At 41.0% G+C, this 26,432-nt stretch carries 15 protein-coding genes, 1 tRNA gene, 7 pseudogenes and 1 other annotated feature (1 of these 24 only partly in view); of the genes and pseudogenes, 21 read left to right on the top strand and 2 right to left on the bottom strand.

The features are described 5' to 3' along the window. Positions 1-32 (top strand) — a binding site (T-box leader) (it extends 200 nt beyond the left edge of the window). 46 nt (positions 33-78) lie between these two features. The 9 genes and pseudogenes from pheS to MAQA_RS07250 all read left to right on the top strand — a co-directional run bounded on the left by pheS (position 79) and on the right by MAQA_RS07250 (position 12,677). Then, positions 79-1,131, top strand: coding sequence for a phenylalanine--tRNA ligase subunit alpha (pheS, locus tag MAQA_RS07285; RefSeq protein ID WP_036072747.1), 1,053 nt, complete (start codon positions 79-81; stop codon positions 1,129-1,131). After that, positions 1,132-3,541 (top strand): annotated as a pseudogene (pheT, locus tag MAQA_RS07280) (phenylalanine--tRNA ligase subunit beta). 141 nt (positions 3,542-3,682) lie between these two features. Beyond that, entirely contained in the window at positions 3,683-4,384 is a 702-nt protein-coding gene (locus MAQA_RS07275; RefSeq protein WP_036072746.1) for an ABC transporter ATP-binding protein, read from the top strand. Positions 4,385-4,402: 18 nt separating this feature from the next. Beyond that, positions 4,403-5,368 carry a hypothetical protein gene (locus MAQA_RS15545; RefSeq protein WP_052008527.1) on the top strand — a complete coding sequence of 322 codons (966 nt, stop codon included), beginning with the start codon at positions 4,403-4,405 and terminating at the stop codon, positions 5,366-5,368. Beyond that, positions 5,274-7,049, top strand: coding sequence for an ABC transporter permease (locus MAQA_RS14160; RefSeq protein WP_241463150.1), 1,776 nt, complete (start codon positions 5,274-5,276; stop codon positions 7,047-7,049). Before MAQA_RS15545 ends, MAQA_RS14160 begins: the two co-directional genes overlap by 95 nt. Positions 7,050-7,159: 110 nt before the next feature. Beyond that, on the top strand, positions 7,160-7,618 hold the full coding sequence (locus MAQA_RS07265) for a MarR family winged helix-turn-helix transcriptional regulator (protein WP_036072745.1): 459 nt from the start codon (positions 7,160-7,162) through the stop codon (positions 7,616-7,618). Beyond that, positions 7,618-10,824 (top strand): MMPL family transporter, encoded by a 3,207-nt coding sequence (locus tag MAQA_RS07260; RefSeq protein WP_036072644.1) that lies wholly within the window; start codon positions 7,618-7,620, stop codon positions 10,822-10,824. The genes MAQA_RS07265 and MAQA_RS07260 overlap by 1 nt, the downstream gene beginning before the upstream one ends. A gap of 162 nt (positions 10,825-10,986) precedes the next feature. Continuing rightward, positions 10,987-11,663: pseudogene (locus MAQA_RS07255) on the top strand (uracil-DNA glycosylase). Between the two features lie 111 nt (positions 11,664-11,774). Continuing rightward, positions 11,775-12,677, top strand: a complete 903-nt coding sequence (locus MAQA_RS07250) for a macrolide 2'-phosphotransferase (RefSeq protein WP_036072642.1) — start codon at positions 11,775-11,777, stop codon at positions 12,675-12,677. A gap of 194 nt (positions 12,678-12,871) precedes the next feature. Here MAQA_RS07250 and rnhC read toward each other — a convergent pair. Beyond that, positions 12,872-13,793 (bottom strand): annotated as a pseudogene (gene rnhC, locus MAQA_RS07245) (ribonuclease HIII). Positions 13,794-13,968: 175 nt separating this feature from the next. Here rnhC and zapA point away from each other — a divergent pair. From zapA to MAQA_RS07210, 7 genes and pseudogenes are all read left to right on the top strand, one after another. Beyond that, positions 13,969-14,238, top strand: a pseudogene (zapA, locus tag MAQA_RS07240) (cell division protein ZapA). A 3-nt stretch (positions 14,239-14,241) separates the two neighbouring features. After that, on the top strand, positions 14,242-14,787 hold the full coding sequence (locus tag MAQA_RS07235) for a CvpA family protein (protein ID WP_036072639.1): 546 nt from the start codon (positions 14,242-14,244) through the stop codon (positions 14,785-14,787). 108 nt (positions 14,788-14,895) lie between these two features. Beyond that, positions 14,896-16,558, top strand: a pseudogene (gene polX / locus MAQA_RS07230) (DNA polymerase/3'-5' exonuclease PolX). Between the two features lie 15 nt (positions 16,559-16,573). After that, positions 16,574-18,925 (top strand): annotated as a pseudogene (locus MAQA_RS07225) (endonuclease MutS2); the annotation flags it as partial. A gap of 102 nt (positions 18,926-19,027) precedes the next feature. Continuing rightward, complete coding sequence (gene trxA / locus MAQA_RS07220) at positions 19,028-19,345, top strand: thioredoxin (RefSeq protein ID WP_036072635.1); 318 nt, start codon at positions 19,028-19,030, stop codon at positions 19,343-19,345. A gap of 110 nt (positions 19,346-19,455) precedes the next feature. Further along, complete coding sequence (gene uvrC / locus MAQA_RS07215; protein ID WP_036072632.1) at positions 19,456-21,267, top strand: excinuclease ABC subunit UvrC; 1,812 nt, start codon at positions 19,456-19,458, stop codon at positions 21,265-21,267. A gap of 24 nt (positions 21,268-21,291) precedes the next feature. Beyond that, a complete protein-coding gene (locus tag MAQA_RS07210; protein ID WP_036072630.1) occupies positions 21,292-22,509 on the top strand; it encodes an aspartate kinase in 1,218 nt (405 codons plus the stop codon). Between the two features lie 33 nt (positions 22,510-22,542). Here MAQA_RS07210 and MAQA_RS07205 read toward each other — a convergent pair whose 3' ends face one another. Beyond that, entirely contained in the window at positions 22,543-23,007 is a 465-nt protein-coding gene (locus MAQA_RS07205) for a YslB family protein (protein ID WP_036072628.1), read from the bottom strand. 152 nt (positions 23,008-23,159) lie between these two features. Between MAQA_RS07205 and racE the strand changes: the two genes are divergently transcribed. From racE to MAQA_RS07180, 5 genes and pseudogenes are all read left to right on the top strand, one after another. Then, positions 23,160-23,981 (top strand): glutamate racemase, encoded by an 822-nt coding sequence (gene racE, locus MAQA_RS07200; RefSeq protein ID WP_036072744.1) that lies wholly within the window; start codon positions 23,160-23,162, stop codon positions 23,979-23,981. A 9-nt stretch (positions 23,982-23,990) separates the two neighbouring features. After that, positions 23,991-24,728: a ribonuclease PH gene (gene rph / locus MAQA_RS07195; protein ID WP_036072626.1), complete on the top strand. Its 738-nt coding sequence runs from the start codon at positions 23,991-23,993 to the stop codon at positions 24,726-24,728. Positions 24,729-24,730: 2 nt separating this feature from the next. Beyond that, positions 24,731-25,337, top strand: a pseudogene (locus tag MAQA_RS07190) (XTP/dITP diphosphatase). Between the two features lie 41 nt (positions 25,338-25,378). Continuing rightward, a complete protein-coding gene (locus MAQA_RS07185; RefSeq protein ID WP_036072624.1) occupies positions 25,379-25,900 on the top strand; it encodes a metallophosphoesterase in 522 nt (173 codons plus the stop codon). Positions 25,901-26,003: 103 nt separating this feature from the next. Continuing rightward, positions 26,004-26,077, top strand: a tRNA-Arg gene (locus MAQA_RS07180). Positions 26,078-26,432 lie beyond the last annotated feature (355 nt).

Here is a 26,432-nt window from a genome sequence, read left to right as displayed (position 1 = left end):
GGGTGGTACCGCGAGCTAACCTCGTCCCTTTGTGGATGGAGGTTTTTTATTTTGTCTAAAAAAAGGAGTGTGGTTCTTTTGTTAAAGCAACTGGAAACGCTAGAAAAAGAAGCAATTCAGGAAATTGAACAGGCGGAAAGTTTAAAAGTGCTGAATGATTTACGTGTGAAATATCTCGGGAAAAAAGGCCCGATGACAGAAATCATGAAGCAGATGGGCAAACTTTCGAATGAAGAAAAACCACTTGTTGGAGCTAAAGCTAACGAAGTTCGAACGGAAATCAGTACAAAAATCAAATATAAGCAAGAAGGTCTGGAAGAGGCTGCGCTAATGAAACAGCTTGAAAGTGAATCAATTGATGTGACACTTCCGGGAACAAAAATTCCCACTGGAACGACTCACTTGCTTACACAAGTCATTGATGAGCTTACTGATATGTTTGTTGGAATGGGCTACCGAATTGCAGAAGGCCCAGAAGTTGAACTGGATTATTATAACTTCGAAGCATTAAATTTACCAAAAGGTCATCCAGCACGCGATATGCAAGATAGTTTCTACATTACAGAGAATACCTTGTTGCGCACGCAAACTTCACCGGTTCAAGCGCGGACAATGGAAAATCACGATTTTAAAAATGGCCCGATCAAGATTATTTGTCCAGGTAAGGTATACCGACGCGATAACGATGATGCGACACACTCTCATCAGTTCACGCAAATTGAGGGGCTAGTTGTTGGAGAGAATATCACATTTGCTGATTTGAAAGGAACGCTTACTGTTTTAGCGAAGCACATGTTTGGTGAAGATCGAGAAATTCGACTTCGTCCAAGTTTCTTCCCATTCACTGAGCCATCTGTTGAAATGGATATTTCTTGTTTTGCTTGTGGTGGTGAAGGCTGCCGAACTTGTAAAGGAACGGGATGGATCGAGATTCTTGGATCAGGACTTGTGCACCCTCGCGTGCTAGAGATGTCTGGCATTGATTCAAGTAAGTATAGTGGCTTTGCTTTTGGACTTGGCCCAGAACGCGTTGCCATGTTGAAGTATGGCGTGGATGATATTCGTCATCTTTATACGAATGATTTGCGCTTTTCGAAACAATTTATAGCAAAAGAAATGGGGGAGAGATAAATGTTAGTTTCTTATAATTGGGTCAAAAAATTCTTCCCGGATCTTAAATTGGGTGCAGATGAGCTTGCCGAAGCGATTACGCGTACGGGGATTGAAATTGAAGGCGTGGAGCGTTTAGATCAAGAATTAAAAAATTTAGTTGTCGGGGAAGTGTTGACTTGCGAACCCCATCCAAGTGCAGATAAATTGAAAAAAAACAACGGTTCGTGTAGATGAAGATGAAGTTGTACAAATCATCTGTGGTGCACCAAATGTAGATCAAGGTCAAAAAGTGATCGTCGCTCGTGTGGGGGCTCGTCTTCCAGGCGGAGTGAAAATCAAACGAGCAAAACTTCGCGGGGAAGTTTCTGAAGGGATGATTTGTTCGCTTCAAGAGCTTGGCTTTGATAGTAGCGTGGTTCCAAAAGCCTATCAAGAAGGAATTTATGTTCTACCGGATGATGTGACAGTCGGTGCAAGTGCAATCACACTTTTTGGCTTAGATGATTCCATACTCGATATGGCGATTACACCTAACCGAGCAGATGCACTTGGTATGACAGGTGTTGCACATGAAGTGGGGGCGATCGTTCACGAAAAACCGCTTTTACCTGAACAGCCAGATGTTTCGGAAGCTGGTTCCATTGAAGGAAAAGTGCAAGTTGCGATTAAAGATAAAGAAACGACTCCTTATTATGCGGTTCGTTTAGTTGAAGATGTGAAAGTGGCAGAATCGCCGCTTTGGTTGCAAACGACGCTGATGAAAGCGGGAATTAGACCACACAGTAATATCGTTGATGTAACAAACTATATCAATTTACTTTATGCCCAACCACTACATTCTTTTGATTACGAGAAGGTGGGAAGTAAAGAAATTGAGGTTCGTCTAGCACACGCAGGTGAGCAAATTGAGACACTTGACGGTAAAGAGCGTAATCTTTCAGAGAACCATATCGTCGTGACGAATGGAAAAGATCCGATTGCGATTGCTGGGATTATGGGCGGGGCAAGCTCGGAAGTTTCAGCGGATACGACACAAGTTTTGCTTGAAGGGGCTATTTTTGATAGTAAGTATATCGGAGAAGCGTCAAGAGAACTTGGGATTCGTACGGAAGCGAGCATTCGCTATGACAAAGGGAGCGATGCTTTTAAAGTAGAGCAAGCTCTAGCACATGGTGCGGCACTTATTGCTGAACTTGGTGGCGGACGTATGTTATCAGGTGTTTCTGAAGTGGATAACCGTGACGCGTATCAAAATGAAATTGTAACGAGTTTCTCGAGGGTGAATCGCTTACTTGGAACAGAGATTTCTAGTGAAGAAATGGCTGATGTGTTTGACCGTCTTCAATTCGAAGTACACTTTAACGGCGATGAGATTCGGATTGAGGTTCCTTCAAGACGCTGGGATATTTCCATTGAGGCTGATATTTTAGAAGAAGTGGCGCGGATTTACGGCTATGACCGAATTCCTGCAACGCTTCCAAAAGCGGAAACGGCTGGCGGGTTTACAACAGAACAATTACTTCGCAAAGAAACTCGGAATTACCTTGAAGCAACTGGTTTAAACCAAGCGCTTACGTACTCACTTGTTTCCGAAAAAGAAGCAGGACGATTGGCGCTTGCTGAAGAGAAGACAGTACGGCTCAAGATGCCGATGAGTGAAGAGCATAGCACGCTTCGCACGAGTCTCGTTCCGAGTTTGATTCAAGCGGCAAGTTATAATGTTGCACGAAAAAATACAGATGTCTTTTTCTTTGAACTTGGCAATGTTTATTATGGAACAGACGGAGATGCACTCCCTGTAGAAGAAGAGCATTTAGCCATTTTAATGACTGGAAATTATGCAGCGCCTAGTTGGAAAGATGAAGCACAATCGGTCGATTTCTTCTTGCTAAAAGGAATTTTAGAGGGCTTGGCTGAGCAGCTTGGACTTGTTTCCTCTTTCCAATTTGAAAAACGTGTGCTAAAAGAACGCCATCCAGGCCGGTCAGCAGCGATTCTTCTTGGAGAGGAAGAAGTGGGTTATCTTGCTGAGCTTCATCCACGGTTAGAAAAAGAATTTGATTTAGAAGCGACTTATGTTGCTGAATTAAATTTTGAAGCGCTTCTTAAAGCTCCGAAGAAACAAGTCGAATATGCTCCGATTGCACGCTTCCCGGAAATGACGCGTGATCTTGCTTTGCTTGTTGACCGCTCGGTGGAAAATGGAGTCATTGAAAGAGTGATTCATGAAAATGGAGGAACACTACTCTCAGATGTGAAATTGTTTGATATTTTTGAAGGAGAAAGTATCGGCGAAGATAAAAAATCTGTCGCTTACACGCTTACTTTCTTAGATCCAGAACGGACGCTCATCGAAGAAGAAGTGACGTCTGCGACTGAAAAAGTAATAAAGGCACTTGAAGCAAAACTCGGTGCTGTTATTCGTTAAAAGACCTAGAGGGAAATTGAGTTGTTTTGAAAAAATGACAGCTCAATTTCTTTTTAGTCTTTTTTTGTTCTTTTCTTCACAGATGAAGCGGGGTTCGATATAATAGAAGAAATAAATTTTATGAAAATGGGGCTTGAAAAATTGGCATATGTAGAGTTAAAAGATGTGTATAAACGCTATCAGATGGGCGAAAGTATTGTGACAGCAAACGATGGCATTGATTTTGAAATTAAGCAAGGTGAATTTGTGGTTATTGTCGGTCCTTCTGGCGCCGGTAAATCAACCGTTTTGAATATTTTGGGTGGGATGGATACGTGCGATGAAGGGCAAGTGCTTGTTGACGGAGTAGACATTGCGCAGATGAATGCCAAACAACTGACAAGCTATAGAAGGACTGATGTCGGCTTTGTGTTTCAGTTTTATAATCTCGTTCCAAACTTAACAGCGAAAGAAAATGTAGAGCTCGCAGCTCAAATTGTTCCAGAAGCGTTAGATGCAAAAGAAGTGCTTGAAAGAGTGGGATTATCGCATCGACTAGATAATTTTCCATCCCAGCTTTCAGGTGGAGAGCAACAGCGGGTTGCGATAGCTCGAGCTCTTGCTAAGGCGCCTAAATTGCTTCTTTGTGATGAGCCAACAGGCGCACTTGATTATGAGACTGGGAAATCCGTTTTGAAATTACTTCAAGAAACGTGTGAAAAAACAGGAACGACTGTGATTGTCATTACCCACAATACGGCGATTACACCCATTGCTGATCGGATCATTGAAATTAATGATGCTAAAGTTCGAGAAATTCGTCAAAATTCGCAACCTGTCTCGATTGACAGTATCGAGTGGTAGAAAGGAGGCAGAAGAATTTTGAAAAAACGAGCACTTTGGAAAGACATTTGGCGAGAAATTTGGCATTCGAAAAGTCGTTTCCTTTCGATTCTCGCTTTAATTATGCTTGGTGTTGCTTTTTTTGTAGGCATTAAAGCGACTGGTCCTGATATGATTGAAACAGCAGATCGTTATTATAAAGAGAATAAATTAGCCGATTTTTCGATTCAGTCTACATATGGTTTAGATGAATCAGATAAAGCATTACTTGAAAAAACAAGTGGTGTAAAACAAGTCGATATGGGTTATAGTGCTGATTTATTACTGAATCAAGATCGGCTTGCTATGCGTATTTATTCTTACGATGGTAAAAAAAGCTTAAATCAATATGAAGCACTTTCAGGTAGAGTGCCTAATAAATCGGGTGAAATTGCACTCGATGCAACTAAGAAAATGAATAAAAAATATCAAATTGGGGACACCGTTACTTTTGTTTCAGGTGACGGTAGTAAGCTCAAAGGCACGCTAAAAAAAGATAAATTTAAAGTGGTTGGTTTTGTAAGAAGTCCAATGTTTATCGAAAAGGATAGCCGAGGGACGAGCTCAGTTGGGAATGGTTCAACAGATGCTTTTGCGGTGATTCCAAAGCAAGACTTTGATAGCAACGTCTATACGGTAGCTAATTTGCAGTTTCGTGACATGGCGGATAAAAAAGCATTTTCAAATGGATATAAAGATGCAGAGGAGAGCAACAAAGCGAAGCTTGAGAAGCTTCTCAACAAACAAGCGGATAAGCGGCTTAGAAAAATGCAACAAGATGGTTATGCCAAGCTTGATCAAGCAGAAAAGAAACTAAAAGCACAAGAAGCAAAACTGGCGATGAGCGAAAGTACAGCAGCGCAAGCAGGAGTTGAAAAAAAGTCCAGAACTCACGGAGGCAAAGGCAAAACTAGAAATCAAGCAACAAAAGTTGCAACAAGAACGATCAAAAATAGAGGCGCTTGAAAAACCTGAGTATTTTGTGCTAGATCGTTCCAATAACCCGGGATATGCTGAATATAAGGAAAATGCGGATCGCTTAACTTCGTTATCTACCATTTTTCCAGTATTTTTCTTTTTAATTGCGGCACTTGTTTGTTTAACCACGATGACAAGGATGGTGGAAGAACAGCGAACTCAAATTGGGACATTTAAAGCACTGGGATATTCTAGTAGCGATATCATGAAGAAATTTCTTGTATATGGCTCGCTTGCGAGTTTGATCGGAACTGGTATCGGGCTTGTGGTTGGCTTTTTATTCTTCCCGACAATCATTTTCAATGCATATGGCATGATGTACGATATGCCGGCGGTGGCACTTATTTTTTATCCGAGCTATTCCGTCATGGCGCTTTTAGTAGCCTTACTTTGTACAACGGTGACGGCATTTGCGGCTTGTTTAGCGGAACTGCGCTCGAATGCAGCTACGTTAATGCGCCCAAAAGCTCCGAAACAAGGGAAACGCATTTTACTGGAACGTGTAGGCTTTATTTGGAAACACATGAATTTTTCAAGTAAAGTGACAGCGCGAAATATTTTTCGTTATAAACAGCGGATGTTGATGACTATTGTTGGAGTAGCAGGTTGTACGGCTCTTATTTTGACTGGCTTTGGCTTGCGCGATTCTATCAGTGATATTGCCACCTTGCAATATGGAAGTGTTTTAAAATATGATGCCATTGTTACTCGTGATAAAACAGCAACGGAAAAGAAGAAGGCGGCTTATAATCAGCTCCTTTCGGATGACGCTGTTACGGGTCGGATGCCAACTTCCATGAAAACGATGGATACAGTGAAGGCAGGAACGGGGAGTCAGGCTGTTCAACTCACGACGTTTGCGACAACAGAAAAATTGGATGACTTTATTCATTTAGAAAACCGTGAGTCGAAAGAAAACCTAAAACTGGATAATCGTGGTGCAGTTGTGACGGAAAAATTGGCGAAATTGCTCGATTTAAAGAAAGGGAGTACGCTTGTCTTAAAGGATACAGGTCATAAGGAATATCGCTTTAAGGTGACAGGGATTGCTGAAAATTATGCGGGGCATTATGTCTATTTGACAAAGAATAGCTATGAAAAAGCATTCCACGAGGCTCCAAGCTATGATACAGATCTCTTGAATTTGAAACACACTTCGAAGGCTTGGGAAAATCAATTTGCTGAAAAGTTGATGGATCAAGGTGGCGTTTTAGGAGTCACCTTCTCAAATACCATTAGCGATATGTTAACAGATATGCTTAAGAGCTTAAATATTGTGATGGTTGTCTTAATTGTTTCAGCGGCGATTCTTGCCTTCATCGTGTTGTATAATCTTACGAATATCAATGTTTCTGAACGGATTCGAGAACTTTCGACAATTAAAGTCCTCGGCTTTTATCCGAAAGAAGTGACGATGTATGTTTATCGGGAAAATATTATTTTAACGCTACTTGGAATTTTAGTCGGCTTTATCTTTGGATTCTTCTTGCACCGCTTTGTGATCCAAACGGCTGAGGTGGACAATATGATGTTTAGTCCAACGATCACATGGCCAAGTTATGTATATTCAGCAATTTTAACGCTACTATTTTCAACGATCGTGATGCTTGTTATGCACTATAAATTGAAAAAGATCGACATGATCGAAGCGCTCAAATCAGTTGAGTAACAAGGGACACTCCTCTTCTAGCCAAAGAGGGGTGTTTTTTGGTTTACTTTTTGTCTAAAAAGCGATAGAATGAAAAATAGTTCAGGGGGTGAATCAATATTGTGGAGCAAATGTTAGATCGCTTTATTGACGGTTATACACGGACGTATTTATTTGCATTAAAAGAAATTGATCAAGCGATTGAAGAAGTGGAGATTGACGGAAAGCGAATTTCAACGGAACAATTTTTTGTGTTACGAGAATTAAAGCGCGCCGGTGAGGGTGTGAGTGCAACGGAGCTTTCTAATCGGCTAAATGTGAATAAAAGTGCGATCACAGCGAAAATTAAAAATTTAACGGAGAAGGGCTTTTTACTTCGAACGCAGAATAAAGAAGATAAGCGCGCAGTTATTTTAAAGATGTCAGCGAGTGGGCTTGAAATCTTTCAGGAGTGCGAACAGCAAATGAAAAGGTTGATCAATCGGTGGCTTTCTTTATTTGGTAAGGAAAATAGTGAAAAATTGATGACACTTTATGATCAGCTCGTTGAAACAGTCATTGATGGAGAAATGCAAGGGGGACGTCACTGATGAAATGGGTATTAAAATTTCGCTGGCCGTTACTAGTGATTTGGCTAGTGCTACTTTTGGGGTTGATTTTTACAGCGCCAAGCATGAGTGACCTAGTCCGGGAAAAAGGCGAAATTAAATTGCCAGATGGGTATCCGTCGCAACTCGCAACAGAATTGCAGAAAAAGCATAATCCAGATAGCGATGGTGAAACATATCTTGCGGTTTATACATCGAAAGAAAAGCTTACAAAGACAGATAAAAAGAAAATCGAAAACTCACTGGATGCGATTAAAAAAGATCAAGAGGAGCTTCATGTAACAGATGTGCTTGATAGTTTTGATCAAAAAGAGTTAGCTGATAAATTTGTTTCTAAAGATGGAAAAACGATTGTTGCAAGCTTAACGGTAGATGCAAAAGAAACGCCTGTTAAAACGATTCGTGAAAAGCTCGACCAGAAAATGGAAATTCGTGGCCTCGACACTTATTTAACAGGAAATGCAGTTATTCAAGAAGACGTGGTACAAGGTTCACAAGATGGTTTACATAAAACAGAGGGGATCACGGTTGTTTTCATTCTTGTAGTGCTGCTACTTGTCTTCCGTTCGGCGGTGGCACCTTTTATTCCGCTTATCACGGTGGGGATTAGTTACCTGACAGCTCAAAGTGTTGTTTCTTTCCTCGTGAAGTATTTAGATTTTCCCGTTTCTACGTACACACAAATTTTCATGGTTTGTATTATGTTTGGGATCGGTACCGATTATTGTATTTTACTCCTTAGTCGGTTTAAAGAGGAACTTGGAGAGGGGCTCGCAAGTTGGGATGCTGCGATACAAACTTATAAAACGGCCGGTAAAACCGTGCTTTACAGCGCCATCGCCGTTTTAGTAGCTTTTATTTCCCTTTATTTCGTTCAATTTGATTTATATCGTTCTGCGGTAGCAGTTGGAGTCGGGATTGTTATATTGATGCTAGGCATCTACACGCTCGTCCCGTTTTTCATGGGGACGCTTGGGCGCGTGTTATTCTGGCCATTAAATAAAAATATTTCCCATAAAGAAAGTCGCTTTTGGGGAGCTGCCGGAAATCTTGCTTTCATGCGTCCGTTTATTGCCCTACTAATTGTTGCGATTATTGTAATTCCACCAATTGTCATGCATAAGGGGACGGAAAGTTTTGATTCTCTCGATGAAATTAGTAGTAGCTATCCATCTAAAAAAGGATTTGAAATTGTGTCGGATAGTTTCGGTGCAGGGCAAGTTTCGCCAACTCAGATTTATCTTGAAAATGATGACAACATGCGAACGGGTGAATATATTGCGTTACTTGAAAAAGTTTCCACTGATCTCGCTGATTTAAAAGACGTAGATATGGTGATGAGTGCTTCGCGACCTGCAGGAACGCGACTGGATGCGATCTATGTGAAAAATCAAGCTGGACAACTTGAAAATGGTCTTGGAGACGCGAAGGATGGCATTGGTGAAGTGAAGAAAGGCTTAAATGATGCAGGAAACGAACTCAATGCTTCCGCCCCTAGCATGAATCAAGCTATTTCTGGGATTGATTCGCTACAATCTGGCACGGCCGCAACGAAAGCAGGCATTACACAACTAGAAGCTGCACTTGTCCAAATTCGAGATGGAATCAAAAGTGGTCAAAGTGGGGCAGGCGAGTTAAAACGAGGTGTGCAAACAGCGCGTAGTGAATTAAAAAAACTCTCAGATGATGAGAGCAAGTTGCTTCAAGGTTATACGGAAGTTCAAGCGAATTTACAGAAACTAGCAGATTCGTTAGCTAGCCTTTCAAATAGCTCTGGAAGTAAACAGACAATTGATACGAGTGCGTTAACGAAGCAGATGCAGCAGGTAGGTGCTTCTTTAAAAGCTTTTGCAGCGGCTCACCCAGAAGCCACTCAAAACGCAGAGTTTCAAAAATTAATGAATGATGTAGCTGGGCTTGAAACGGCTGGTGAAGCTTTCAAAACACAATTACAATCAGAATTTGGCAAGCAAACAGCGGCACTTGAAACGAAGATTAAACAACTAAATGACGGACTAAAACAACTTTCCAGTGCAATGAAGACGTTAAATAGTCAGTCGAATCAAGTTTCAAGTGGTCTCATAGCATTCGATTCGGGTCTCGGTCAGCTTGAAAAGGGCTTGAGCGAACTCGAGACGGGTCTTGGCCAAGCAGCATCTGGACAAGATCAAGTCATTAGTCAGCTTCCACAAATCAAATCAGCCTTAACTCAACTTGAAAGCGGACAAGGGGAACTTAAAACTGGCTTTTCTAGTATGAGTGGTCAAATTGGTGATCTTTCAAACGGACTGTTGAGCGGGGCGTCGGGGTTATCCAAAATAGAAAGTGGGCTTGGAGAGGCGAGTGGCATGCTTGAAGGCTTGTCAGAAACGAGTTACGCGAATTCAGGGGTCTATGTTCCAGACGAACTCCTAGCTAATAAGGACTTCAAACAAGCGCTTGACCAGTACATTTCAAAAGACGGAAAACTGGCGACGATCAACGTTGTCCTCAAGAAAAATCCTTACTCAAATGAAGCGATGGACGCGATTGATGCGATTAATGATCAGTTAGATAGCAGCTTAAAGGGAACGAAACTTGAAAATGCTAAAATCGGGATTGGTGGCATGACGAGCATGAACTATGATACAAGAGATATGTCGCTTGCAGATTACCATCTTGTGATTATTCTTGTTCTCGTGAGTGTCTTTGTAACACTCGTCATTTTATTACGCTCTATGGTAATGCCACTTTATCTCGTGGGGTCGATTGTATTAACCTATTATGCTGCACTCGGGTTTACGGAGATCATTTTCACACGGATTATGGACTATGGTGGATTAACTTGGGCGACGCCGTTCTTTAGTTTTGTTGTTCTTGTAGCGCTTGGGATTGACTATTCCATCTTCCTTATGAGTCGATTTAATGAATATACTGGACTAGATGTTCGCGAACGAATGCTTTTAACCATGAAAAATATGGGAGGAGTCATATTCTCAGCTGTTATTATTCTTGGTGGAACATTCGCCGCGATGATGCCAGCAGGTGTTCTTTCATTGCTTGAAATTGCAACTGTGGTGTTGATTGGGTTAATCTTATACGCCGTTATCGTTTTACCACTTTTCATACCTGTCATGGTGAAACTATTTGGTCGTGGAAATTGGTGGCCATTTGTGTCGAACAAAGAAGAGCAAAACGACAAGAAATAATTGAACAAAGCACATTTCTTAAGGGAATGTGCTTTGTTTTTTACCACTAAACTTTCAAATAGTTTTTCTGGAGTGAAAAAGAAAGAAGTTGCGATGATTTTGGCAACCGCATGATAATTTAGTATAATAAACGAAAGACTAAAACTAGAGGTGGAGACAGACATGATTCAACTTGGTAACGATTGGGATGAACTTTTGAAAGAAGAATTTCAAAAATCTTATTATCTGGATTTACGTGAATTTTTTAAAAGTAGCTTATGGCTCCAAAACTGTTTTTCCCGATATGTACGACATTTTTTAATGCCTTAAAGTACACTTCCTATAAGAACACCAAAGTGGTGATTTTAGGACAAGATCCGTATCATGGCAGAGGCCAAGCACATGGCTTATCATTTTCCGTTCAAAAAGGTGTACGAACGCCACCATCACTTGAAAATATCTACCAAGAATTGCAAAATGACCTAGGCTGTTTTATTCCAAATAATGGCTATTTAAAACCTTGGACCGATCAGGGAGTCTTACTTTTAAACACAGTATTGACGGTTGAAGCTGGGAAAGCCAATTCGCACCAAAACAAGGGCTGGGAACACTTAACAGATGCCATTATCCGGCTGCTTAACCAAAAAGAAGGACCTGTTGTTTTTATTCTATGGGGGAAAAATGCTAAGCAAAAAATGGAACTGCTAAATAACCCTGATCACTTGATTTTAACTAGCTCCCATCCGAGCCCTTATTCGGCTAATTACGGTTTTTTTGGGTCTCGTCCATTTTCAAAAACGAATGATTATCTCGTGCAACAGGGTGAAAAGCCGATTGATTGGCAAATTCCGAATTTATAATGCGAGTAGGGAACTTTCAATGCTTGAATTAAGTTATGATTGCTTGAAGGATACTAAAAAAGATATTCATTGTACTAGTGGAGTTACAAAAAGAGTGGGATGTGATAAATAGTGAGTAAGTCTAAAAAAGAAGTGCTAAAACTTGCGGAAAAACACGGGCTTAGGCTCGATGAAAGCACTTTTGTATTTAATGAGTCAGGCGTTGACTTTCAGGTTGTGTTTGCGATGGATTATGAAAAAGAGGAGTGGGTGCTTCGTATTCCAAGACGAAAAGATGTATTTCCTAGAACAAAGATAGAAAAAATTGGGCTCGATCTTATAAATCGCTATGCGGATTTTGAAGCCCCTTACTGGGAAATTTATTCTGAAGAGTTGATCGCCTATAAGAAACTAATGGGATTCCCTGTAGGAACGATTGACCCAGAAGCCAAGAGATACATCTTTGAACTCGATGAAAACGATTTACCTGAGCAGTTTTATGAAACACTTGCAAAAACGCTAGTAACACTACATCATATACCAAAAAAGAGAGCTTTTGAAGCTGGAATTACTACTCAAACAGCGGTAGAAGTTAAGCAAGATATGAAAAAAAGGATGGATACAGTTAAGGAAAAATTTGGTGTTGGAGAAATGCTGTGGAACAGATGGCAAGCATGGTTAAATGATGAAGAAATGTGGCCGAAAGAAACAGGACTGATTCATGGTGATTTACATCCCGGTCATATCCTTATTGAGAAATCGGCCAATGTGACTGGCTTAATTGATTGGACGGAAATAAAAGTGGCAGATATTTCTAAAGATTTCATGGGTCATTACCGAGTTTTCGGAGAAGAAAGTCTTGATAAACTCATTAAAGCTTATGAAGAAGCAGGAGGGTACCACTGGCCTAAGATGAAAAAACATATTATTGAATTAACTGCTAGCTTTCCCATTGATTTAGCGGAATTTGCTTTACTATCTGGTCAAGATGAATACATCCAAATGACTAAAAAAGAATTAGGCTTAACCGAGTAGAGACTGATTCTATTTTTAAATAAAATGAAAATAGTCGAGGACAAAATGAACGTATAAGTTTATTAGTCCAAAATAAAAGAACAGGAACCGCCGAATGGAAGGGACCCCAAAAGTAGTTGTTTATCCAACTTTTGAGGTTCAGAGCATTCTTGACGATTCTGTTCTTTTTTCATTTTATGTGTTAACTATTTTTCTTATCTTTGAGCAATTCGAATAGCTTTATCTGTATTGGCGAAGTGTTCTTTTGTATATTGTTTTAACGTATCCAAGCCGTAAAGCTGAATAATTTGTGCCGCTTCCTGATCTACCTTTGCACCTGCACCTTTTGTTAAAGGCATTCCAAGTTCCTGCTCCATCTCCGCGAAAATTTGCACAAACTTATAGCGCGCGATGATTGAAGCAGCTGCAACGGCTAAATGAAGCCCTTCTGCTTTCGTTGCAAAATAAACATCCTGTTTCACAATCTCTCGTTCATTTGTTAAGTACCGGTAATAGGTGTTTTTTTTCGGCAAATTGGTCAATTAAAATCGCTTCTGGACGAGTAGGTGCAATTCGAGCTAGCACATTGGAGAGCGCGCGATTATGCAAGATGGCCTTCATTTTCCCTTGATTCATTCCAGCAGCAATAAGCTCGTTATACTTGGGGTTCGGACAAGCTAAAACACTGTGTGGCACAATAGGAATGATTTTTTCGGCGATTCGGCAGATTTCTGGATCTTTCATTGCTTTAGAGTCTCTCACACCAAGCGAAGCAAGAAGTGGCATGTGCTCACGATCCACATAGCACGCGCAAACCGTAATTGGCCCGAAAAAGTCTCCCGTTCCAACTTCATCAGAACCTAAAACATTTTTTGATGAAAACTGTGGGGGGAGTGGAGAAGCACTTGACTTTGGCTTTTCGCCTGCGGCAGATGCCACACCCCACTTGGCGGCTTCAATTGCCCCGGCTGCCCCTTGAAACATGACTTTTCCGGATTTATAAGCAGTTATCGTGAGCCCTTGCTTTTTAGCAGAAAAAACAGCTCCCGGTGGCGTTTTTCCCGTATCAAAGGGCTTATAGAAAGCCTTGATTTCTTCCATTTTACTTGTGGGCACTTGAATGACTGTATTTGCGATAAGTCTTCATCCTTTCTGACTAATTCCGTATCCGTATTGTATCATAAAAGCAATAAAAAATTTGAAGCTCCCTTCCGCCTTGAGGCTGATTATGTAGCTATCCGCTTTTCATCTCGCTTTTTTCGTGATAAGATGACCTTAGAGAGTTACCTGAAGATTTGAAGGAGGAGCTAGCGTGGCTAATAATGAAAAGAATCGAATCATCACAACAATATATGGACAAGAATATACGATCGTTGGCTCTGAACCGACGGATCATCTAAAAAAAAGTGGCTCAAATTGTGGATGGCAAAATGCATGAAATAGGTGCGCAAAATCGTGCACTAGACAGCGGGAGACTTGCCGTTCTTACAGCAGTGAATATGACACATGATTATTTATTACTGCTCGAAAAGTATCGTGAACTTGAATCGCGATTAGAAAATTCGTAAAAGGACGAGATTGATTTATGATTTTAACTATCATTTTAATTATTCTCCTGATTAGTGGTTTTTTTAATGGGTATCGTAATGGTGTGCTTCGCCAGCTTATAACGATGGTCGGCTACTTCCTATCGTTTTTTGTAGCGTATCATTATTACAGCTTGCTTGCGCCGCAAATCCATTTTATACCATATCCTAAACCTGATCGGGCAGAAGAGGGCGTTAATCAATTGTTAGCGCTGCTTCATACAGAAGATGCTTATTACAATGTGCTAGCTTTCTTAATTATTTTTATCGCTGCACTCATTGTCGTACACATGTTAACGAAATTAATTGGGTTCCGAGGTCGGATTCCTGTCATCAGTCAAATCAATGGCTTGATCGGTGGTGTCTTAGGAGTTGTAACAACTTATCTGCTTCTATTTGTTATCCTTTATCTTGGCGCTGCTTACCCATCTGAATGGCTAAATGGTGTCATAGAAAATTCAAGTGTAGCAGAGTGGATCTTGACCAACACACCGATTCTATCCGAGCGATTTTATGATTGGATGACACAAGTGATTTCAGAATAGAAAGATGAGACCAGTGGCATGAACTGGTCTTGTTTTTGTAAGAGGTGAAAAAATTGACAGCAAGTAAAAAAAGAAGTCATTCGCTTATTAGAAGAAATAGCTTTATATATGGAATTAAAAGGAGAAAATAGCTTTAAAACATCTGCCTTTAGAAAAGCGGCTCAAAGTTTAGAAACAGATAACCGTAGCTTAAGCGAGATAGAGGATATTCGTACGCTTCCGGGAATTGGAAAAGCAACAGGGGATATTATTGAGGAATATATCGAAACTGGAAAGTCTGCTGATCTAGAAGCTTTGAAAAAAGAAGTTCCAAGCGGGCTCGTTCCACTACTTGAAGTAGAGGGATTAGGCGGGAAAAAATTAGCCAGACTCTATCAAGAACTTGGCGTTATAGATCAGGCAAGTTTGCTTGAAGCAGCTAGAGATGGAAAAATAGAAGCTTTAAAAAGGATTCGGGAAAAAGTCAGTTGAAAAAATAGTCGAAGGAGTAAAAGCGCTAGGAACGCGTCCAGACCGGTATCCGTTTCCGAAAGTTTTTCCTGTTGCAGAAGAAATTGAAAGTTTTCTTAAAACCATTCGAGCTATTAAACGGTTTCACCGGGCAGGAAGTTTGCGTCGCATGCGAGAGACATTAAAAGACCTTGACTATGTGCTAGAAACAACAGAGCCGGATAAGGTCAAACAAGCTTTACTTCAGCATCCTAAAATGACGGAAACAATTGGTGCGGGTGACACGAAAGTCTCGGTTGAACTTGATATCGGGATTAAAATTTCAGTTGATTTTAGGCTTGTTGAACCCAAAAGCTATGCGACCACTTTGCATCATTTTACGGGTTCAAAAGAACACAATATCAAGATGCGACAATTGGCTAAAAAGCGAGATCAAAAAATCAGCGAATATGGTGTAGAAGAAGAAAATGGAACGATGCATCATTTTCAAACAGAAACAGAATTTTTCCGCTTCTTTGATCTTCCGTTTATTCCCCCTGAAGTGCGAGTTGACGGAACCGAAGTAGAACGAATTACAGAAGAAACACGTTTTCTTTCGTTAGATGATATTCGTGGCGACCTGCATATGCATACGACCTGGTCTGACGGGGCCTATTCAATTGAAGAAATGATCCAAGCGAATGTTCAAAAAGGTTATGATTATATGGTAATCACCGATCACGGTAAGTTTCTCCGTGTGGCAAATGGCTTGGATGAAGAACGACTTCAAAAGCAGCAAGCAGAAATCAGACGCATTGCAGAAAAATATCCAGAAATCGATGTTTATTCTGGCGTAGAAATGGATATTTTAACAGATGCAACGCTTGATTTTTCGGATGAAACTCTTCAAAATTTGGATTTTGTCATTGCCTCGATCCATTCAGGCTTTAGTCAAACCGAAGAAGAGATTATGGCACGATTAAAAATGGCAGCAGAAAATCCTTATGTCCGCTTGATTGCCCATCCAACAGGTCGCGTGATTGGTAGGAGAGAGCCTTATGCGGTAAATGTTCCTGAACTCATTCGATTAGCAAGTGAAACTGGGACAGCGCTTGAATTAAATGCCAATCCAGAGCGGCTCGATTTAAAAGCAGAGCATTTAGAAATGGCGACAAAAGCAGGCGTTAAAATTGCCATCAATACAGATGCACATGACACGAAGCATTTAGATTTTATGGAGCTTGGTGTCCGGGCAGGGATAAAAGGCTGGCTGACAAAAGCAGACGTCTTGAATGCCTTATCAAAAGAAGCATTTAGAGCGTTTATAGAAAAAAAGAAATAGAGGAATGAGCGATGGAAAAAAAAGCTTGAAAATATATTAGAATTCGATAAAATCAAACAACAACTGGGTGAATTTGCTGTTTCGACGCTTGGAGAAGAGGCAATTCGCGGCCTTAGTCCAGAAAGTTCATTTGCTAAGGTAAAAGAAGCGCAGCAAGAAACGGAAGAAGGAGCAAAAGTGCTGCGTCTTCGTGGCAGTGCGCCAATTACGGGCTTGACCGATGTTTTACCCCACTTGAAGCGACTTGAAATTGGCGGGGATTTAAATGGTCTTGAAATTTATCAAATTGGAAGTAACTTGCGTGTCAGTCGTCTGATGAAAAATTTCTTTAGCGATCTTGAAGAGCAGGGGGTAGAGCTACCTTTCTTATATACCCTTGCAGCAGAACTCCTCCAATTACGCGATTTGGAAGATGAAATTGCCATTTCGGTTGATGAATCTGGGTATGTGCTCGATACTGCAAGTGAAACCTTACGCAGTATCCGTCAAACGCTTAACCGGACAGAGGGCCGTGTGCGTGAAAAACTAGAAGCTTTATTGCGCGACCGAAATGCTGCTACGATGCTTAGCGATGCGATCATTACGATTCGAAATGATCGTTACGTTATTCCTGTTAAACAAGAATACCGGAGCCATTATGGCGGTGTCATCCACGATCAGTCAGCATCTGGACAAACTTTGTTTATTGAGCCTCAAAGTGTCGTTGATTTGAACAATGAAAGGCGAGCTCTCCAAGCTAAAGCTAATCAAGAAATTGAACGCATCCTTGCGGAACTATCGGCACATTTAGCGGAACACATCTCTGAAATTCACCATAATACGTATTTGCTTGGTCGGTTTGATTTCATTTTGGCTAAGGCACGGCTTGGGAAAGCTATGAAAGGAATTTCGCCAGGGCTAAACGATCAAGGAGTTGTCAAATTGTATGAAGCAAGACATCCACTGCTTGATCCGGCTAAAGTCGTTGCAAATGATATTTTGCTTGGAGAAGGCTACTCGGTTATCGTAATTACGGGTCCCAATACAGGCGGAAAAACCATTACGCTTAAAACGCTTGGATTGCTCACGATTATGGCGCAATCAGGCTTGCAAATTCCTGCACGTGAGGAATCAGAAATAGCGGTTTTTGAAGATGTTTTTGCGGATATTGGGGATGAACAATCCATTGAACAAAGCTTGAGTACTTTTTCTTCACATATGACGAATATTGTTTCGATTTTAGAAAAAATGAATGCAAAATCACTGATTTTATTCGATGAACTCGGTGCTGGGACGGACCCTCAAGAAGGAGCTGCACTTGCGATTTCTATTTTGGATGAAGTCGCAAGACGAGGTGCAAGTGTGGTCGCAACTACGCACTATCCTGAACTCAAAGCTTATGGTTATAACCGACCCTTTGCAACGAATGCTTCTGTTGAGTTTAATGTAGAGACCCTCAGCCCGACTTACCGGTTATTAATTGGTGTTCCCGGTCGCAGTAATGCTTTTGAAATTTCAAGACGACTCGGGCTTGATTCAGACGTAATTGAATCCGCAAAATCTTTGATTGATACAGAAAGTGCCAATTTAAATGAGATGATTACGGACCTTGAGGATAAACGAAATCTAGCAGAACAGGAATTTGAAGAAGCACAAGAAACGACAAGAGATGCGGAACGCCTTCTTCAAGATTTACAAAAAGAAGTCGCGGCTTATCATCAAAATAAAGAGCGTTTGCTTGAACAAGCCAAAACCAAAGCGGCTAAAGTGATTGAACATGCAGAAGAAGAAGCGGATGGCATCATTCGAGAAATTAGGGAGTTGCAGCTTCGCGGGGCGCAGGGGATTAAGGAACATGAATTGATCGACGCCAAAACCCGCCTTTCTGAGGCGAAGCCGAAGACCATCCAAAAACGTGTTGTTCATCAAACGAAGCCAGTCACGCATAAACTTGAACCGGGTGATGCAGTGCGTGTGCTTTCTTTAGGTCAAAAAGGAACGTTGATTGATAAAGCTAGCAATTCGGAATGGAATGTTCAAATCGGTATTATTAAGACGAAAATCAAAGAATCGGATTTGGAATACATTCAACCTGAGAAGCCTAAAAAAGAGCGCGTGATAACTAATGTTCGAAATACAGATCCGGTTCGCTCTGAGCTCGATTTGCGAGGGATGCGCTATGAAGATGCGCTTCAAGCGGTGGATAAGTATATTGACGAAGCACTTCTCGCGGGATATCCACGTGTTGCGATCATTCACGGAAAAGGAACGGGTGCTTTAAGAATGGGTGTCACGGAGTTCCTGAAAAATCACCGAATGGTCAAATCAACGAGGTTTGGAGATGCGGCAGAAGGCGGAAACGGCATTACGATCGTCGATTTAAAGTAAGTTCAATTGGCTTTGCCACCTTTTCTTTGAGCAAAAAGATGGAATAAAGAGCAAACTCCGTTGTATACTTGGGTTACATTAAGAGTTAGGAGTTGAGCTAACATGGCTGATATTAAAGCAATTACAGATGCAACCTTTGAATCAGAAACAAGTGAAGGTTTAGTTTTAACAGATTTCTGGGCAGCTTGGTGTGGTCCTTGCCGCATGGTAGCCCCAGTTTTAGAAGAAATTGCAAATGAACGTGGAGACGCGCTCAAAATTGTGAAAATGGATGTCGATGCGAACCAAGAAATTCCAAGCAAGTTCGGCATTATGAGTATTCCAACTTTACTCGTTAAAAAAGACGGCGAAGTTGTGGATACGGTAATTGGCTACCGTCCAAAAGAAGAATTGGATGAAGTGATTAACAAATATATGTAGTCGAACAAAAAGTATGGTAAAATAAGGACACTGCGAACTTTGCGGTGTCTTTTTTTGAGAGAAAATACGTATGCATGTTTAATGCTTGTATTGATTAGGGAGTTGATCTTATGGTGTCTACTCATTTACAAAATAAATTAGCGCTTTTACCAGACCAGCCAGGCTGTTATCTAATGAAAGATGATCAAGGAGTGATCATTTATGTGGGCAAAGCAAAAGTGCTTAAAAATCGGGTTCGTTCTTACTTTACAGGGGCACATGATGTAAAAACACAGCGCCTTGTTCAAGAAATTGCGGACTTCGAGTATATCGTGACAAGTTCAGATGTGGAAGCTTTACTGCTTGAAATCAATTTGATTAAAAAGCATGATCCACGTTTCAATATTCGGTTGAAGGATGATAAAACTTATCCTTTTATTAAAATTACAAGTGAACGCCATCCAAGACTCATCATCACACGACAAGTTAAGAAAGATAAGGGAAAGTATTTCGGTCCGTATCCAAATGTCTATGCGGCCAATGAAGTCAAAAAGATTTTAGACAAACTTTATCCACTAAGAAAGTGCCATGTGCTTCCAAATAAGGTTTGCTTATATTATCATCTCGGTCAGTGCCTTGCTCCTTGTGTATTTGATGTTTCAGAAGAGACCTATAAAAAGATGTCCGATGAAATCGTCAGCTTCTTAAATGGAGGCTATAAAGATGTGAAGCGAGAGCTGAATGAGAAAATGGAAGAGGCGGCTTCTGAAATGGAATTTGAAAAAGCCGCTGAATTTCGGGATCAAATCAATGCCATTGAAACCACGCTTGAAAAGCAAAAAATGACGATGAATGATTTTGTGGACCGAGATGTCTTTGGATATGCGATTGATAAAGGCTGGATGTGCGTGCAAGTCTTTTTCATCCGGCAAGGCAAGTTAATCGAACGCGATGTGTCTCAATTCCCATTCTATAATGATGCGGATGAAGATTTTCTTACTTTTATCGGTCAATTTTATCAGAAAGCGAACCACATTCCGCCTAAGGAAATTTTCTTGCCAAATGATGTCGATGATGAAGCTGTAGCCGCTCTTCTCCCAGATACCAAGATTTTGGTGCCTGCAAGAGGGAAGAAGAAAGACCTTGTCAAATTAGCTTATAAAAACGCGAAAATTGCCCTTAATGAAAAATTTATGTTGCTTGAGCGAAATGAAGAACGTACAGTTGGAGCGGTTGAAAAATTAGGCGAACAAATGGGGATTCCAACGCCAACTCGGATTGAGGCATTTGATAATTCAAACATCCACGGGACGGATCCTGTTTCGGCGATGGTCACGTTCTTGGATGGGAAGCCAAACAAAAACGATTATCGCAAATATAAGATTAAAACGGTGGACGGGCCAGATGATTACGCCACGATGCGCGAGGTTGTAAGAAGGCGTTACTGGCGCGTGTTAAAAGAAGGACTCCCGCTTCCTGATTTAATTTTAATTGATGGCGGAAAAGGGCAAATTGACAGTGCGAAAGATGTCTTAGAAAATGAGCTTGGGCTTGATTTGCCGGTTGCGGGGCTCGCGAAGGATGATAAGCATAAAACGAGTCAGCTTTTGTTCGGTGATCCACTTGAAATTGTGCCTCTTGAACGTAATAGCCAAGAATTTTATCTGCTTCAACGCATTCAAGATGAGGTGCATAGGTTTGCGATCACGTTCCACAGACAATTGCGGAGTAAATCGGGCTTTCAATCTATTTTGGATGGTATTCCTGGGGTTGGACCGGGTCGGAAAAAGAAAATTCTGAATCACTTCGGGTCCATGAAGAAAATTAAAGCGGCGTCAGTTGAGGAATTGCAAGAAAGTGGCATTCCAAAAGCGGTCGCGGAGGCAGTTTTTCAAAAGGTAAAAGAGGTCAATGATAAGCTTCAAAGTGATAAGGAAAACTAACGATTGAATAAAGGAGAGAACAAAATGGGCGTTGTGTTGCTGAAATTTGGAGGGACTTCCGTTGGGAATGTGGACAAGATTCAAAAAACAGCTGAGCAAGCAATTCGTGAGCAGGAGCTTGGTAATCAGGTAGTCATCGTGGTTTCGGCGATGGGAAAATCAACGGATAAGTTGCTTTCACTCGCAGGAGAAATTACAAAAGCGCCTGCTAAGCGTGAGCTTGATATGTTGCTTGCAACTGGGGAACAGGTAACCATCTCGCTTCTTGCTATGGCTCTCAATAAGAAAGGGAAGGAAGCTGTTTCTTTCACAGGCTTTCAAGCGGGGATTGAAACGGAAAGTGTGCACGGGAATGCTCGGATTTTAGATATTGATTCTGAACGGATTCGTGATGCTTTGTTCGCTGGAAAAATTGTGATCGTGGCTGGGTTTCAAGGAATTACACGTGATGGGGACATTACGACGCTTGGTCGAGGAGGCTCAGACACGACAGCTGTTGCACTCGCTGCAGAACTTGCAGCTTTAAAGTGTTCGATCTGCACGGATGTCGACGGAGTTTATACGAGTGACCCACGTTACATTAAAGGGGCAAGAAAGTTAGACGAGCTTACTTATGATGAAATGCTTGAGATGGCACATCTTGGTGCGGGCGTTTTACATCCGCGTTCGGTTGAATATGCGAAAAATTTTAAAACGCCGCTCGAAGTTAAACTTAGCCACGGCAGGGAAAAGGGAACGATGATTAAGGAGGAAATGAGTGTGGAAGATACGAAAGTAGTACGCGGTGTTGCATTTGAAGATGGGATTACTCGAATTACTGTTCATTGGAGCAGGAAAGAAGACATGCGCGTTTCGAAAGTTTTTACGGAACTTGCCAAAAACGCAGTAGATGTCGACATCATTATCCAAGGAATCACGGGTCTTGGTCATGGGAACCTTTCTTTCACGCTCAAAACATCGGCCTTGCTGGATGCGCTAGCTGTTTTAGAAGATAAAAAAGCAGAAATTGGCTATGAAAAGATTGAATCGGAACAAGAATTAGCGAAGGTGTCAATTGTAGGTTCTGGAATGGTCTCAAATCCTGGTGTCGCTGCAACGATGTTTGAAGCTCTTACGGACCAACAAATTCCGATTAAAATGATTAGTACGTCTGAAATTAAAGTGTCAACGGTTGTACCAGAGCGTGAAATGGTAAAAGCCGCTCAGGTCCTCCATGATACCTTTGAACTTGAAAAAGCGTGAAACATTGAGTTTCACGCTTTTTCAGCTAGCTTATTAGTAATCCTTGTAATCGGTGGATTCTTTTAAATCCCATTTAATGACGAGCAGAGCTTCTTTTTTACGCTTATTGATTTCATCATAAGCTTCGGCATAATAACCGTTTTGGGCTTGAATTTGTTCAGCGATAAATCCAGCTTCTAGTTTGAAGGAAGGCTCACCTTGCAAATCAAAGCGTGTTTCAACGGCTGGTCCGTAAAGCAGGATTTGCAGCTCTTCTTTTTTCTCCTTGACGACTTCGATTGTGCCAAACGAGGCTTCTTCGAAAAAGTCTTGGATTTCTTCAAAAGAAGTCAGTGGAAATTTGCGAGCTAAATCTTTTCCAGCCCAGTAAAAAATATGGGGCGATTCTTCGCCAAGTAAATCCGGCAGTAAATAATCACGGAAAAGCTCAACTCCAAAACTTGGTACCAGTTTTTTTTCTGGTTGAGTAGATGTTTCTTGATTTATTTCTTCTGTCATTAACGTACAACCCCGCTTTCTCTTTTCTCATTATAACGAAAAAGTGCGGTAAAATAAAATAGAATCTAAGAAAATAACGAAAATACTTGCGAAAAGTTAGAAAAAATAAGAAAATGGAAACGATAGATTTAAAAAGAAATAGAGGCGAGATCGTGAAACGAGCGATAGGATTTATAGATTCAGGCGTTGGGGGACTTACCGTTGTAAAGGAAGTCTTAAAACAATTGCCGCATGAAGAAATTTTTTATTTAGGAGATACTGCACGTTGTCCGTATGGTCCGCGTGATACAGAAGAGGTACTACGTTTTACTTGGGAAATGACACGGTTTTTAGTAGATCGCAATATAAAAATGCTTGTGATTGCTTGTAACACGGCAACAGCCGCTGCTTTAAAAGAAATTCGAGCAACTCTAGATATACCTGTGATTGGCGTCATTCAGCCTGGTTCACGTGCTGCGCTTAAAGCAACACGAAATAATGAAGTGGGTGTTCTTGGGACAATTGGAACGGTGCAAAGCATGGCTTATCCGAAAGCGCTTAAAGGGCTTAATCGACATGTTCGTGTGGATTCACTTGCTTGTCCAAAATTTGTTTCTATTGTTGAATCAGGTGAATATAAGAGTCCGATTGCGAAAAAAGTGGTTGCTGAATCTCTTTTACCCCTTAAAAGTACCAAAATCGATACACTGATTTTAGGATGTACCCATTATCCGCTTTTAAAACCGCTTATAGAAAATTTTATGGGAGAAGATGTGGCAGTGATAAACTCTGGTGAAGAAACGGCGAGTGAAGTGAGCGCTTTGCTTGATTATCATGATCTTCTCGAAAAAAGTGAAGAAGGAACGCATCATCAGTTTTTTACGACAGGTTCTGTACCGATCTTTGAAGGAATTGCAAAAGATTGGCTTGGGCTTGAGAAAATGGATGTCGAACATATTATACTCGGCGAGAAGGAAGGGCAGGTAGCAAAATGAAACGCTTCGATGAACGTGAAAAAAAATGAACTAAGGGTTGTTACAATAGAAAAGGATTATTTGATTCATCCGGAAGGCTCGGTTTTGATAACTGCAGGGTCGACGAAAGTTATCTGTAATGCGAGCGTAGAAGAAAAAGTACCTCCATTTATGAGAGGGGAAGGAAAGGGTTGGATCTCTGCTGAATATGCGATGCTTCCACGGGCAACGGGAACTCGTAATATTCGTGAATCTTCTAAGGGGAAGGTTAGTGGACGGACGATGGAAATTCAGCGCTTAATTGGGAGAGCGCTTCGAGCAGTCGTTGATTTGGATGCGCTTGGAGAGCGAACGATTTGGCTTGATTGTGATGTGATTCAGGCGGACGGAGGTACACGGACAGCTTCCATTACAGGAGCATTTGTCGCGATGTGCCTAGCAATTTATCGTCTGCATTTAGAAAAGCCTTTTGAGACATTTCCGATCAAAGATTACCTAGCCGCGATTAGTGTAGGAATACTGGAAGACGAGACAGCAGTACTTGATTTAAATTATGTGGAAGATAGTTCTGCTAATGTAGATATGAACTTAATCATGACAGGAGCAGGTCAATTTGTTGAGCTACAGGGAACAGGAGAAGAAGCTACTTTTTCTGAAGAAGAACTTGTGGAACTTCTTTCGCTTGGAAAAGCTGGCATTAAGCAGCTTGTGGAACTTCAAAAAACACAGCTTGGTGATGAAATTACGAGTTTAATTGAGGGGGAATAAAGATGCGTGAATTGGTGATTGCAACTGCAAATAAAGGGAAAGCAAAGGAATTTGAAGAAATTTTAGGGAGTCATGATATTAAGATTTTAACGTTACTAGATTTTCCTGAAATCGGAGAAATTGAAGAAACAGGCAAAACGTTCAAGGAAAACGCGGCGTTAAAAGCGACAACTGTGGCTAAAATTTTAAATAAAACCGTTCTTGCTGATGATTCAGGACTTGTTGTAGACGCACTTGACGGAGCACCCGGAGTTTACTCGGCGCGCTATGCAGGAGAGGCACATAATGACGCGAAAAATAATGAGAAATTACTTAAAGAGTTAAAAAATGTAAAAAAAGAGGATCGTACAGCAAAATTCCATTGTACACTTGCTATTTCGACTCCAGCAGGAGAAGTAGATTATTACGAGGGAGAGTGTGCAGGGGAAATTGCTTTTGAACCTTCTGGCGCAAATGGCTTTGGCTATGATCCGCTTTTCTATCTATCAGATTTTGGGGTGACGATGGCGAATCTTACACCTGAACAAAAAAAACAGTATCAGTCACCGGGGAAATGCGATTAAAGAACTCGGAAAAAATATTGAAAAGGTACTGGAAAAAATCAACTAAAAATGAGAGAATAGAGAAGCATGTTGGGGGGCAGAAAATTAATGAAACTAGTTGTTGTGAGCGACAGTCACTCGGAACGTGACTGTTTGATGCACTTAAAAGAAAAGTATGAGGGAAGCGTTGATGCACTCATTCATTGTGGAGATTCGGAGTTAACGAAAGACGATCCAGCGATTCAAGGTTTTGAAACGGTACGCGGGAATTGTGACTTTGGGCCAGATTTTCCAAATGAGCGGGTGCTTGATATTGATGGCTACCGAATTTTTGTAACGCATGGTCATTTATACAATATTAAAATGACATTGATGAATTTGCGTTACCGGGCACGTGAGTTAAAGGCAGATTTTGTCTTTTTTGGACATTCTCATGAACTAGGGGCAGAAATGATGGATAATGCACTTGTTTTAAATCCGGGCAGTATTTCACTTCCGCGCGGAGCGATTCGTGTGAAAACATATGCACTGATTGAAAGTGTTCCAGAAGGCGTGTTGGTGAAATTTATGGACGATCAAGATAAAGAGCTGACGGAGTTGACGCAGATTTTTCCACTTTTCAAGGCTTAACTTGTTTTTTTTGTAAAATTATGAGCTGGCTTGCATAAAAAGCATTGACAAAATGCGGAAATCACCATAAAATAGTATTTGGCTGTTCGAAAGTTCGCCATTTGTCCTGATAGCTCAGCTGGATAGAGCAACGGCCTTCTAAGCCGTCGGTCGGGGGTTCGAATCCCTCTCAGGACGTTAGAAATGAATTGGAAAACATCTTATAAATGGTCTTAGAGTCTGGAAATCTTGGGTTGTGACCGTTTATAAGATGTTTTTGTGTTTTTGGAATGTAAAAAGACCGTGAAATTCAGGTTGATTGATTTGGGGAATCTTAAGAGTTAAGGGCTAACACGCAAGTTGTTCAGTTACAGCATACTAATGAGTATATATAGAAACGCGTTTTGTTTCTGCTATTACATTTAGTAAAATAGAAAACAAATAAAAAAAGAGAAGGCAATAATGGTAAAGAAAATGGACAGCAACATATGAATGGTTTGCTCACATCTTTTACTGATGATTCATTAAAGAATAAACTTGTTTTTTGCACGGC

The sequence above is a fragment of the Listeria aquatica FSL S10-1188 genome (assembly GCF_000525795.1).
In the GTDB taxonomy this organism is placed as follows: Bacteria; Bacillota; Bacilli; order Lactobacillales; family Listeriaceae; genus Listeria; species Listeria aquatica.
Note: the sequence above shows the minus strand (reverse complement) of the source record. Positions and strands in the feature narration are given on the sequence as shown.

Excerpts from the sequence above, each read along its gene's own strand:
- MAQA_RS07260 (WP_036072644.1), top strand. The coding sequence starts at position 7,618 with ATGAAATGGGTATTAAAATTTCGCTGGCCGTTACTAGTGATTTGGCTA.
- MAQA_RS07210 (WP_036072630.1), top strand. The coding sequence starts at position 21,292 with ATGGGCGTTGTGTTGCTGAAATTTGGAGGGACTTCCGTTGGGAATGTG.
- MAQA_RS07235 (WP_036072639.1), top strand. The coding sequence starts at position 14,242 with ATGATTTTAACTATCATTTTAATTATTCTCCTGATTAGTGGTTTTTTT.
- MAQA_RS07185 (WP_036072624.1), top strand. The coding sequence starts at position 25,379 with ATGAAACTAGTTGTTGTGAGCGACAGTCACTCGGAACGTGACTGTTTG.
- rph (WP_036072626.1), top strand. The coding sequence starts at position 23,991 with ATGAACGTGAAAAAAAATGAACTAAGGGTTGTTACAATAGAAAAGGAT.
- MAQA_RS07265 (WP_036072745.1), top strand. The coding sequence starts at position 7,160 with ATGTTAGATCGCTTTATTGACGGTTATACACGGACGTATTTATTTGCA.
- uvrC (WP_036072632.1), top strand. The coding sequence starts at position 19,456 with ATGGTGTCTACTCATTTACAAAATAAATTAGCGCTTTTACCAGACCAG.
- MAQA_RS07205 (WP_036072628.1), bottom strand. The coding sequence starts at position 23,007 with ATGACAGAAGAAATAAATCAAGAAACATCTACTCAACCAGAAAAAAAA.
- trxA (WP_036072635.1), top strand. The coding sequence starts at position 19,028 with ATGGCTGATATTAAAGCAATTACAGATGCAACCTTTGAATCAGAAACA.